The 11,665-nt window shown below is 65.5% G+C and carries 12 protein-coding genes; 11 read left to right on the top strand and 1 reads right to left on the bottom strand.

Features of this window, described 5'->3' with window-relative positions; genetic code table 11:
* Nucleotides 1–32: 32 nt before the first annotated feature.
* From NFX52_RS17290 to NFX52_RS17275, 4 genes are read left to right on the top strand one after another with little or no spacing between them, the layout of a single operon-like run.
* Entirely contained in the window at nucleotides 33–1,814 is a 1,782-nt protein-coding gene (locus tag NFX52_RS17290; protein WP_055395114.1) for an IlvD/Edd family dehydratase, read from the top strand.
* Between the two features lie 53 nt (nucleotides 1,815–1,867).
* Nucleotides 1,868–3,097 (top strand): fumarylacetoacetate hydrolase family protein, encoded by a 1,230-nt coding sequence (locus NFX52_RS17285; protein ID WP_055395113.1) that lies wholly within the window; start codon nucleotides 1,868–1,870, stop codon nucleotides 3,095–3,097.
* 50 nt (nucleotides 3,098–3,147) lie between these two features.
* Entirely contained in the window at nucleotides 3,148–3,723 is a 576-nt protein-coding gene (locus NFX52_RS17280) for a TRAP transporter small permease (RefSeq protein WP_055395111.1), read from the top strand.
* A gap of 22 nt (nucleotides 3,724–3,745) precedes the next feature.
* Nucleotides 3,746–5,026, top strand: coding sequence for a TRAP transporter large permease subunit (locus tag NFX52_RS17275; RefSeq protein ID WP_055395109.1), 1,281 nt, complete (start codon nucleotides 3,746–3,748; stop codon nucleotides 5,024–5,026).
* Nucleotides 5,027–5,142: 116 nt separating this feature from the next.
* Here NFX52_RS17275 and NFX52_RS17270 read toward each other — a convergent pair whose 3' ends face one another.
* Complete coding sequence (locus NFX52_RS17270) at nucleotides 5,143–5,784, bottom strand: NAD(P)-dependent oxidoreductase (protein ID WP_055395107.1); 642 nt, start codon at nucleotides 5,782–5,784, stop codon at nucleotides 5,143–5,145.
* Between the two features lie 313 nt (nucleotides 5,785–6,097).
* On the opposite strand from NFX52_RS17270, the gene NFX52_RS17265 reads away from it, so the two are divergent.
* The 7 genes from NFX52_RS17265 to NFX52_RS17235 all read left to right on the top strand — a co-directional run bounded on the left by NFX52_RS17265 (nucleotide 6,098) and on the right by NFX52_RS17235 (nucleotide 11,657).
* On the top strand, nucleotides 6,098–7,000 hold the full coding sequence (locus NFX52_RS17265) for a LysR family transcriptional regulator (RefSeq protein ID WP_055395105.1): 903 nt from the start codon (nucleotides 6,098–6,100) through the stop codon (nucleotides 6,998–7,000).
* Nucleotides 7,001–7,190: 190 nt separating this feature from the next.
* Nucleotides 7,191–7,595 (top strand): hypothetical protein, encoded by a 405-nt coding sequence (locus NFX52_RS17260; protein ID WP_055395103.1) that lies wholly within the window; start codon nucleotides 7,191–7,193, stop codon nucleotides 7,593–7,595.
* Between the two features lie 25 nt (nucleotides 7,596–7,620).
* A complete protein-coding gene (locus NFX52_RS17255) occupies nucleotides 7,621–8,484 on the top strand; it encodes a LysR family transcriptional regulator (protein WP_055395102.1) in 864 nt (287 codons plus the stop codon).
* A gap of 106 nt (nucleotides 8,485–8,590) precedes the next feature.
* Entirely contained in the window at nucleotides 8,591–8,896 is a 306-nt protein-coding gene (locus NFX52_RS17250) for an antibiotic biosynthesis monooxygenase family protein (protein ID WP_055395100.1), read from the top strand.
* Nucleotides 8,897–9,056: 160 nt separating this feature from the next.
* Nucleotides 9,057–10,019, top strand: coding sequence for a chemotaxis protein (locus NFX52_RS17245; RefSeq protein WP_055395098.1), 963 nt, complete (start codon nucleotides 9,057–9,059; stop codon nucleotides 10,017–10,019).
* Between the two features lie 326 nt (nucleotides 10,020–10,345).
* Nucleotides 10,346–10,864: a hypothetical protein gene (locus tag NFX52_RS17240; RefSeq protein ID WP_228899876.1), complete on the top strand. Its 519-nt coding sequence runs from the start codon at nucleotides 10,346–10,348 to the stop codon at nucleotides 10,862–10,864.
* 55 nt (nucleotides 10,865–10,919) lie between these two features.
* The gene (locus NFX52_RS17235; protein WP_207401905.1) at nucleotides 10,920–11,657 is read left to right on the top strand and encodes a DUF4124 domain-containing protein; all 738 of its coding nucleotides are present in this window, start codon (nucleotides 10,920–10,922) and stop codon (nucleotides 11,655–11,657) included.
* Nucleotides 11,658–11,665 lie beyond the last annotated feature (8 nt).

Below are 11,665 nucleotides of genomic sequence, written 5' to 3'. Positions count from 1 at the left end.
CCCCGCCCCTCCTTTTGCGACGTCCCGACCCCATGACCCAAACACCCCGCCGCCCCTTCCGCTCCCGCGACTGGTTTGCCGCCCCCGAGCGCTCGGACATGACCGCGATGTACCTCGAACGCTTCATGAACTACGGGCTCACGCCCGAGGAACTGCGCTCGGGCCGGCCCATCATCGGCATCGCGCAGACGGGCAGCGACCTGTCGCCCTGCAACCGCATCCACCTGGACTTGGCGCGCCGCGTGCGCGACGGCATCCGCGATGCGGGCGGCATTCCGATGGAGTTCCCCGTCCACCCCATCTTTGAAAACTGCCGCCGGCCCACGGCCGCACTGGACCGCAACCTGGCCTATCTGGGGCTGGTGGAGATCCTGTACGGCTACCCCATCGACGCGGTGGTGCTGACCACGGGCTGCGACAAGACCACGCCTGCGGGCGTCATGGCCGCGTCCACGGTGGACATCCCGGCCATCGTGCTCTCGGGTGGGCCGATGCTCGATGGCTGGCACGACGGGCAACTGGTGGGCTCGGGCACGGTGATCTGGCGCAGCCGCCGCCAGCTGGCGGCGGGCGAGATCGACGAGGAAGAATTTTTGCAGCGCGCCTGCAGCAGCGCGCCCTCGGCCGGGCACTGCAACACCATGGGCACGGCCTCCACCATGAACGCAGTGGCTGAAGCCCTGGGCCTGTCGCTGCCCGGCTGCGCGGCCATTCCTGCACCGTACCGCGAACGCGGCCAGATGGCGTACGAAACCGGGCGGCGCATTGTCGATATGGCCTATGAAGACCTGCGACCCTCGCGCATCCTGACGCGCGAGAGCTTCTTGAACGCGCTGTCGGTCATCAGTGTGGCCGGGGGTTCCAGCAATGCGCAGGTGCACGTGATGGCCATGGCGCGCCATGCAGGCGTGGTACTGGAGGCCCAGGACTGGACGGACCACGCCTACGACCTGCCCCTGCTGCTGAACATGCAGCCTGCAGGCCAGTTCCTGGGCGAACGGTTCTTTCGCGCGGGCGGTGTGCCTGCGCTGATGTGGGAGCTGCAGCAAGCGGGCCGCCTGCACAACGACTGCGCCAGCGTGACGGGCAAAACCATCGGCGACAACCTGCAGGGCCACGAAGCGCGCGACCGTGAAGTGATTCGCCCCTTCAGCGCGCCGCTGATGGAAAAAGCTGGGTTCCTGGTGCTCAGCGGCAACCTGTTTGACTTCGGCATCATGAAAACCTCGGTGATATCGCCCGCGTTTCGCGAGCGCTACCTGAGCCAGCCGGGCCGCGAGGGCATCTTCGAAGCCCGTGCCGTGGTTTTTGAAGGCGCGGACGACTACCACGCACGCATCAACGACCCAGCGCTCGACATCGACGAGGGCTGCATCCTGGTCATGCGCGGCGCCGGGCCCATCGGCTGGCCGGGTTCGGCCGAGGTGGTCAACATGCAGCCGCCCGACGCGCTGATCAAGCGCGGCATCAACACCCTGCCCACGCTGGGTGACGGGCGCCAGTCGGGCACGGCAGACAGCCCGTCCATCCTCAACGCATCGCCCGAGAGCGCCGTGGGTGGGGGCCTCTCCTGGCTGCAAAGCGGCGACACGGTCCGCATCGACCTCAACACCGGGCGCTGCGATGCCCTCGTGGCGCCTGAGGAGATCGCACGCCGACAACGTGACCTCCCCGCCCCGCCCGTGCCTGCGAGCCAGTCGCCCTGGGAGGCGCTGTACCGCGAAAAGACGGGGCAACTGGCCGACGGCGCCACGCTGGACTTTGCGCTGGGCTTCCAGCGCATTTCCGAAAAGACGCCACGCCACAACCACTGACAACCAACGGGTGGGCCACCGGCGCCTACGCGGACTTTTCTGAAGGACTCTCCATGAAAAACATGACGGCAGCGGCAGTTGCCGAACGGGCCCGTGCGCCCCAGACCGCATTGCAAGTACTCCCCGACGATGGTCTGCAGGGCACACTGGTAGGCCGCGTGTGGGCGCCCCATGGCGCCGTTCCCGGCCCGGCGGTGGTGGCACTGCGGCCTGAGGGTGTGTTCGACCTGAGTGCGCACTACCCCACCATGAGCACGCTGCTCGACACCCTGGCGCCCGCCGAGGCCGTGCGTGCAGCCACCGGCCAGTACCTGTGCAGCGTGGAAGACCTGCTGGCCAACAGCCTGCCCGGCACGCGCGACACGAGCCGCCCCTGGCTGCTGGCGCCGTGCGACCTGCAGGTGGTCAAGGCTGCGGGAGTGACGTTTGCGGCCAGCCTGATCGAGCGCGTGATCGAAGAACAGGCCCGGGGCGACGCCAGCCGTGCGCAAGCCTTGCGAAGCCAGGTCATCGAGCTGATCGGCGAGAACCTTGCCGACATCCGCCCTGGTTCGCCCGAGGCCATGGAACTCAAAACTTTGTTGCAAGAGAAAGGCCTGTGGTCGCAGTATCTGGAGGTGGGTATTGGCCCCGATGCCGAGGTGTTCACCAAGGCGCCGGTGCTGGCGTCCGTCGGCTGCGGGGACGACATCGGCATCCGCTCCGATTCGGCCTGGAACAACCCCGAGCCCGAGGTGGTGCTTGCCGTGAACAGCCGGGGCCAGATCGTGGGCGCCACGCTGGGCAACGACGTGAACCTGCGGGACATCGAGGGCCGCAGCGCCCTTCTGCTGGGCAAGGCCAAGGACAACAACGCCTCGTGCGCGTTAGGCCCGTTCATCCGCCTGTTCGACGCCAGCTTCGGGATGGACAAGGTGCGCAGCGAAACCGTGCACCTGAGCGTTGCAGGGGTGGATGGCTATGAGCTGCGCGGCATCAACACCATGGCCAGCATCAGCCGCGACCCCACCGACCTGGTGGCGCAGACCCTGGCCGCGCACCAGTATCCGGATGGATTCATGCTGTTTCTGGGCACGCTGTTCGCGCCCATTGAAGACCGCGCCCAGCCGGGCGGTGGTTTCACCCACCACCTGGGCGACCTGGTGTCCATCCAGAGTGCGTGGCTGGGTGGCCTGCACAACCGCGTGGCGCACAGCGAGGCGGCGGCGCCCTGGCGCTTTGGTTTGCGCGCCTTTATCAGTAACCTGACGCAGCGCGGCCTGTTGCGCGACGCAGCGCTTTGAGCCACAGGCCGTAACGGCACGCACACCAGAAGAAGACCAAGGAGACACCCGTGCTCAACGCCCTCATAGACCGGTGCTGCCGGTGGATCAACGTACTCATCGCGCTGGCACTGGCCGTGATGGTGGTGATGGTGTTCGGCAACGTGGTGCTGCGCTACGCATTCAACTCGGGCATTGCGGTCAGCGAAGAGGTGTCGCGCTGGCTGTTCGTATGGATCACGTTCCTGGGCGCCATCGTGGCGGTGAAGGAACACGGCCACCTGGGCACCGACCTGGTTCTCACCAAGCTTCCACCCATCGCGCAACGGGTGTGCCTTGTCATCAGCCACGGGCTCATGCTGTTTTGCACCTGGCTGCTGTTCAGTGGCGCCCTGTCGCAGGCACGCATCAACTGGGATGTGGAAGCGCCGGTAACCGGCGCATCGGTGGCGATCTTCTATGCGTCCGGGGTGGTGTTTGCCGTGGCGTCGGGCCTGTTGTTGTTGCTCAACCTGTGGAGGCTGCTGTCGGGGCAGGTACCAGACGACCAGCTGGTGCAGACCTCCGGGTCGGAGGATGTGGCCGCCCTGCCCGACATGCAGCTGGACCGCGCGGCGTTGCCGTCACGCAAGCCGCCATCCCATTGAGCCCCCCCCCGGAGACACTCGCATGACCGTATTCATCTTTCTCGGCTCCCTGCTGGCGGCCATGGCCATTGGTGTGCCCATTGCCTACGCGCTGCTGGTGTCTGGCGTGGCGCTGATGTGGCACCTGGACCTGTTTGACGCGCAGATCCTTGCGCAGAACGTCATCAACGGCGCGGACTCGTTCCCGCTGCTGGCCGTGCCGTTTTTCATGTTGGCAGGCGAGATCATGAATGCGGGCGGCCTGTCGCAGCGCATCGTCAAGCTGGCGCTCACGCTGGTGGGCCATAAGCGCGGCGGGCTGGGCTTTGTGGCCATCCTCGCGGCCTGCATGCTGGCGGCGCTGTCGGGCTCTGCCGTGGCAGACACCGCTGCGCTGGCCGCGTTGCTGCTGCCCATGATGGTGAAGGCCGGGCATGACAAGGCGCGCGCCGGGGGGCTGATAGCCTCGGCGGGCATCATCGCGCCGGTGATTCCGCCTTCCATTGGGTTTGTGGTGTTTGGCGTCGCGGCCAACGTGTCGATCAGCAAGCTGTTTCTGGCAGGCATCGTGCCGGGCCTGCTGATGGGGCTGTCCATTGCTGCGGCCTGGTACTGGGTGTCGCAGCGCGAGAACATTTTGCCGCCGCCCCGAGCAACGACCGCAGAGAAGCTGCAGGCCTTGAAGGAATCCACCTGGGCGCTGTTCCTCCCAGTGATCGTGATCGTGGGTCTGAAGATGGGTGTGTTCACCCCTACCGAAGCCGCCGCCGTGGCCGCCGTCTATGCGCTCTTCGTAGCCACGGTGGTGTACCGCGAGCTGCACTGGCGCCAGCTGACCGCCGTGTTCGTGAGCGCTGCCAAAACGACGGCCGTGATCATGTTCCTGGTGGCCGCCGCCATGGTGAGCGCGTGGCTCATCACCGTGGCCGACATCCCGCGACAGCTGGTCTCGCTGCTGAAGCCCTTCATGGACAACCCCATCCTGCTGATGATGGCCATCATGCTGCTGGTGATGGCCGTGGGCACCGCCATGGACATGACGCCCACCATCCTGATCCTGGCGCCCATGCTGATGCCGGTGGTCAAAGCCGCAGGCATCGACCCTGTCTACTTCGGCGTGCTGTTCATCATGAACAACGCCATCGGCTTGATCACTCCGCCGGTGGGCACGGTGCTGAACGTGGTGGCGGGGGTGGGACGCATGCGCATGGACCAAGTCACCCGGGGCGTGCTCCCCTTCATGGGCGCGCAGTTCGCGATGATGTTCCTGATGGTGCTGTTCCCGTCCATCGTGCTGGTGCCGATGCGGTGGTTTATCGGCTAAATCGTGGCAATTTGTAGCCAAATTGGCCGCTATCGCTTATCCACTAAGCGCTAGCAGCTATCAAAACAGGAGTATTCTGGCCTTTTCGGCCTTTGCACCCCGGTCAGCATTGGCGGTCAGTTTGCCACCGTAAAGCGCTTTTGCACGTGGCGCGGCGTCTCCAGCTCGTCCACGATGGCCACAGACAGGTCGGCCACGCTGATGCTGCCGGGTTGCTCGCCATTCATCAGCGGCGCTTCGTCGCCCAGGCGATATTGGCCCGTGCGTTCGCCAGGCTGCAGCAGGATGGGCGGCGAGAGGAAGGTCCAGTCCAGCGTGTTTTCGGTGCGAATCCAGTTCAGCGCCTCGCGCGCGGCCAGGGCGCCCTGCTTCCATTCGGCGGGAAACTGGGGCGTGTCCACCAACTGCACGCCGGGCGCCACAAACAGGCTGCCAGCGCCACCCACCATCAGAAAGCGGCGCACGCCAGCCGCTTTGGTGCCATCGATGATGGCGCGGGTACCTTTCAGGAACTCGTCGTGGATGTTGGGGTTCTCCCAGCCGGGGTTGTAGGCGCTGACCACGGCATCGTGGCCTGCAGCGGCCTTGGCGACCTGGGCGGCGTCTTGCGCGTCGGCCGCTACTACCGTAAGACCTTCGCGCGCGGCGAGCTTGGCGGGGTTGCGGGCCAGTACCGTCACGCGGTGGCCGCTTTGCAGCAGTTCATTCAGCACGGCAGCGCCAACAAAGCCGGTGGCGCCAATCAGGACGATGTTCATCTCGATGTCCTTGGGGTCGAAGTTGCGATGTAGTGAGAATAGGAGATTGTCAAAACGGGCGGTAGATGGCTAAATCTGCCTTCTCTTTGAAGCTCAGCTTCACAATTAATGAGTCACCCCCTGAGTCGCTTTGCGCCTTCCCCCTCTCTCGCAAGGCTGCGCCATGCGGGATGGGGACGCCCCCAGCGCACTCAAGCGAAGCGCCGCACAAGCAGCTTGGCGGCCCTTGCGCGGGGGCACTGGCCTTGGTCGCGCCAGTTCCAAGGCATGGAGGCGGACAACAGCCCAGTGGGGATTGACGAGAAGACCTGATATGGAAGACCTCAAACGCATGGCGGTGTTTGCCGCCGTGGTGCAACACGGCTCGATGAGCGGAGCCGCCCGTGCCCTGGGCATGAGCACTTCTGCCGTGAGCCAGCAGGTGCGCAAGCTGGAAAGCGATGGCGGTGTGACACTGCTTCACCGCTCCACGCGCAAGCTGGCGCTCACTGAAGCAGGCCAGCGCTACCACGCACGCTGCGCCGCCATGTGTGCCGCAGCCGACCAGGCGCGGGCCGAGCTGGCCGCTTCGCGCGATGCCCCCAGTGGCGAGCTGCGGCTGTCGGCCACCGTGGGGTTTGCACGCCACATTGCCCCAGCGCTGGGCGAGCTGCTGGCCGCCCACCCCGCGCTGCGCCTGCGCCTGCTGGTAGACGATTCGCCCATTGACCTCATCAATGCCCGCATCGATCTGGCCGTGCGCTACGGGCGCCTGCAGGACTCCACCTGGGCAGCACGGCGCCTGGGAGGCATGCAGTGGTACCTGTGCGCGGCGCCCGGCTGGGTGACTGCCCACGGCGTGCCACAGCACCCGGACGCACTGCTCTCGTACAGCTGGCTGGGCTTTGCGCGCGAAAACGGCGGCCTGCTGATCGACCTGCGCAGCCCCACGGGCGATCCCCGGGCCCTGCGGGTGGAGCCGCGCATTGCCAGCAACAACCAACTTTCGATCCAGCAGATGTGCGAGGCCGGGCTGGGCCTGGCGCTGGTGGGCAGCATGGATTCGCACGATGCGCTGCAGGCCGGGCGGCTGGTGCGGCTGCTGCCCGACTGGTCGTTTGGCACGCTGGACATCTGGGCGGTGACACCCCAGCGCGATGCCCAGCCCGCTAAGGTGCGCCAGACCATTGCCGCGCTGCACCGCTATCTGAGCCAGCTGCCCGGCGTCACGGAATGAGAGGGGATCAGTCCGTGGGCGACTGCCTTCGGCGCATTCCTTCGCAGGGATATCGCTGCCACTTTTTATCCATCATTTTTTTATCGTTCAGAACCACAAATTCCATCGTTGTGCAGGCAGCGCCGGCTGCCTACAGTCGCCCCCCAAGGGCCTGCTTCTGGCCCTTTTAACCCCCGACTGGAGAGCGCACATGACGACCAACCTCACCACAAACTTCCCCATCGACCGCGTACTGGCCGCTTTTGAAAAAGGCGATGTCCCCACGCTGCTCGGGAGCGTTGCCGATGACCTGGATTTCCGCATCGACCACTACCGCGATGATGCAGACACCAGCTGGCAGGTCGCGCGCAACCAAGCCGATCTGCTGACGGTGCTGCAGCGCCTGGGCACGGAGATCTTTCCGCAAGGCACCCAAATCGTTCACACCCACAGCCAGCCGCTGGGCGACGACTGGGTGATGACCCAGTTAAGCCAACGCTTCTTTTATGGAGTACAACAGCGCGAAGTGGAGTCGCTGACCTGGATCCTTAGCCACTCGCAAAACGGCCAGCTCGACTACTTTCGCGAAACCGTCACCACGATCACCCCTACCTGACTGTGGCCCCGGCCCCTGAAACCCCATGCTGTTTGACCTGCGCGCCCTCGGCTACTTCGTCGCGGCCTACGAAGAACGCTCCGTGACCACGGCGGCGCGCCGCTGCTTTGTGGCGCAGCCATCCATCAGCATGGCCATCAAGGGGCTGGAGGACGCGCTGGACACCGTGCTGTTCGAGCGAAGCCGCCAGGGTCTGGCGCCCACCCCCGCCGCCCACCGTCTGTACCCGCGCGCCTGCAGCCTGCTGGCGCAGTCCAGCGCCATGGTGCGCGACTTTCGCGATGCGCCCCGCGAAACGCTGGGCGTGTTCCTGCAGGACGACCTGATGGTGGGCCCAGCCGCGCCGCTGTTTGCGCAGATTGCCGACCTCCTGCCCAACACGCTGGTCCGACTCACGGCCACAGCGCAGGAGGCCCGGCTGCGCCTGGTGGCGGAGCATTGCAAACCGCCCGGCGACACGTTTGTGTCGTTGTGGCGCGAGCCCTATGTGATGCTGTTGCCCGAGGAGCATCCCCTGCGCTTCAAGAAGAAATTCGGTCTGGCGGACCTGCAAGGGGTGCCGCTTCTTGAATGGCCCTACTGCCCGCTGCACCAGTCGTTCATCCGCCTGCTGGCCGAGCGCGGCATTGCCCTGGAGGTACAGGCCAGCGCCGCACGCGAAGAGTTGTTGCTGCACATGGTGGACAGCGGCCTGGGCGTGGCGGTGGTGCCACAGTCCCACGCGGCGCATGCTCGCCGCTCGGTCACGCGCCCCCTCGATGGCCCCCTGGCGTTCTCGCGCCACCTGGGTCTGGCCTGCGATGCCTCGGATGCCCCCATGCTCGCACTGCTGGGCCGCCTGGCCGACAGTTTGAAGGCCTCTGTGATTCCCCAGAGCAGCGTTGCCTGAGCCTCCCGGTGTGGGTGGGGGCGGGGCAACAGGATGCATACGGCACCCCGGCAGTCTTGCGGTAGAAACAGGCACTTCCCCAGCGCACAGCACGCCCAAGCCCACCATGGTTCTCGAAATCGCCCACCTCACCATCCGCCCCGGCCAGAACGCGGCCTTCGAGCACGCCTTTGCCCAGGCGCAGCAGATCATTGCCTCGATGCCCGGCTACCTGTCACACGAACTGGGCCATTGTCTGGAGCGCCCGCAGGACTACGTGCTGCTGGTGCGCTGGGTCACCCTGGAGGACCATGAGATCGGCTTTCGCCAGTCGGCCCGGTACCAGGACTGGAAACAGCTCCTGCACCACTTCTACGACCCTTTCCCCACGGTATTGCACTTTGGGCCGGTGGCCCTGCCAGCCCCGGCCTGAGCCTGCAACCCGGCTCCAACGTGTGACAGCGCTGCCACGCAAGGATGCGGCAGCGCACTATTCGGGTATTGCCTGAACATTTAGCGCACTGCGCACCCCGTTCTGATCCTAGAATTTGTAAACGCGCGTATCTTCTTCTTTTCTGCGCGAAGGACCCATCATGAAAGCAGTGCAGCAGGACATCGACGAGCGGACCAACCTCACCAGCACCAACAAGTTCGAGCTGCTGCTGTTTCGCCTGGGCACCGACAGTGCCCTGGGCAAGTCAGAGCTGTTTGGCATCAACGTGTTCAAGATCCGCGAGATCGTGGCCATGCCCAGCATCACGCCGATTGCGGGCACCACGCAGTACTCGCTGGGCGTGGTCAACCTGCGTGGCCAGGTGATCCCGGTGCTGGATCTGCCTGCCATCGTGGGCTGCAAGCCCCAGACGGGCCTGAACATCATGCTGGTGACTGAATACGCGCGCACCACTCAGGCGTTTGCGGTCGAGTCGGTGGAAGACATCGTGCGACTGGACTGGAAACAGGTGCTCTCGGCCGAAACCAGCGGCGCCGCTGGCAAGCTGGTCACCAGCATCGCCCGCCTGGACGGCAACACGGATGAATCCCGCCTGGCCCAGGTGCTGGACGTGGAGGCCATCCTGCAGATGGTGTCGCCCTCGGACGGTCACGAAGTCACTGAAGAAAAAGTTGGAGCCAAGCTGGTGCTCAAGCCGGGTACCATCATCCTGGCGGCAGACGACTCGTTTGTGGCGCGCTCGCTCATCGAGCAAGAACTCAAAGTGCTCAAGGCCCCTTATGAAATGGTGAAATCGGGCAAGGAAGCCTGGGACCGCCTCAATGCCATCGCCAAGAGCGCCGAGGCCGAAGGCAAAAGCGTGCTGGACCGCGTCGCCATGGTGCTGACCGACCTGGAAATGCCGGAAATGGACGGGTTTACCCTGACACGCAACATCAAGCAGGACGCGCGTTTTCATGGGCTGCCCGTGGTCATTCACTCCTCGCTGTCGGGCTCGGCCAATGAAGACCACGTGCGCAGCGTCGGAGCCGATGGGTACGTCGCCAAGTTTGTGGCGGAAGACCTGGCCGAAACCATCCGCCGGGTGCTGCCCAAGCCTTAAAGGCAGGGCGGCCTGCCCCGGAGCAGGCGCCCCGCCCCACAGTCAGATATGTGATAAAAATTGGCTGCTTCCGCTTGTCACTCAATGGTTTATAGCTATTTTTTTTGCAGCACCTTCCCCATGAGTCCGATCCTGGCGAGTGGGACAATAGGCGCCGTCCTACCCGGCACATCGGCAGGCAGGTCAACCAAAACGGGGCGCCACGCGCTACATTGAAAGCGGCTTCAACGCGCCAGCCTCCGAAATTTGTAACACTCCGCCGGGGTGCTTTTCGGGGGCTTTACGAGCAGGGTGGAACGGCCACTCCCTGCCAGGGTCTGACCACCATGACAAACACACTTGCCCGCCTTATTTCTGCCACGGTCCTGGGCGCCGCGGTGACCGGCTGCGCCACGGTGCAGGGTGACCCGTACTACGAACCCACTCCGTACCGTGTTTATGAGCAGCCGGGTTACATCTACAACAACGCCCCGCCGGTGTACCCCGCGTATTCGGCGCCCCCAGCCGTTATCTACTACGGTGGACGCGACCGGGACGACCGCTGGGAGCGAGACCGCAACCGTAACGACTGGCGAGAACGTGAACGCGAACGGGAACGTGCCGAGCGCGACCGGCAGGCCCGGGAACGCGAGCGTGATCGCCGCGAACAGCAGGCCCGCGAGCTCGACCGCCGTCAGCGCGACCGTGACCAGGCCCTGCGCGAGCAGGCTGAGCGCGACCGCCGCGCCGCAGACGATCGCCGCAATCGCCAACCCCCTCCAGGCCGTGTTGCGCCAGGCAGCTACTCGTTTGACCCCCACGACTGGCGCTCCCGCCAACAGTCCAACAGCCCCGACAAGCCCTGACAGGGGTTGACCAGGGCTCCCACCGCCACGCTTTTGCCCACCTTGGCCGCAGACCATGAGCCTCCGCAACCGCCATCTCACCCTCTTCCTCTGTGTGTGCGCAGCCTGGCTGGGCACCGTGGCCCACGCACAAGTGGTGCGCTGCACCGACACCCGCACCGGCAAGGTGACCTATACCGATGGGGCCTGTACGGGCGGAGCGGCGGCGCGCGAAGTGGAAGCGCGCAAAACGCCGGAAGAACTCCAACTGGAACGCGAACAAGCCGCGGAGGCGCTGGAGCGCAAGCAGCAGCGGCTGCAGGCCGAGGCCACCGCCGCAGAGACCGAGGCCCGCCGCAACGCCGAGCGCGACCGGGCACGCGCTGCGCAGGCCGCTGCCGCAACCCCACAACCGCAGGACTACGCCCGCTCCCCGGAATGTGCACGTTCGCGGCGCAATTTCGACATGGTGGCTGCAGGCCTGTCGCGCTCGACCTATGAGCAGGAACTTCGGCTCGAAGCGGCCCAGCGGCAGGTGGACCTGGACTGCCTGGGCCCCCAGGGCTATGCCGAGGTCGAAAAGGCACGTGCCAACCAGCCGCGTGTGGTGGTGGTTCCTCCCTCCAGGCACCGCCCTCTCTACCCCGACCCGTTTCCCCAGGCAGGTACCCCACAACCCCCACCACGCCTCACCCAATGTGGCGACTTTCGCTGCACCGACAACCTGGGCAACACCTACCCCCGCACAGGTCCGGGGCGGTTTCCCGGGCCCGGTGGGGTCTGCCGCTCAAACGGCGGCCAGGCGCCCTGCTGATGCCGCAG

This window comes from Acidovorax facilis, assembly GCF_023913775.1.
Classification (GTDB): domain Bacteria; phylum Pseudomonadota; class Gammaproteobacteria; order Burkholderiales; family Burkholderiaceae_C; genus Acidovorax; species Acidovorax facilis.
This window is presented reverse-complemented; position numbering and strand designations above follow the sequence as displayed.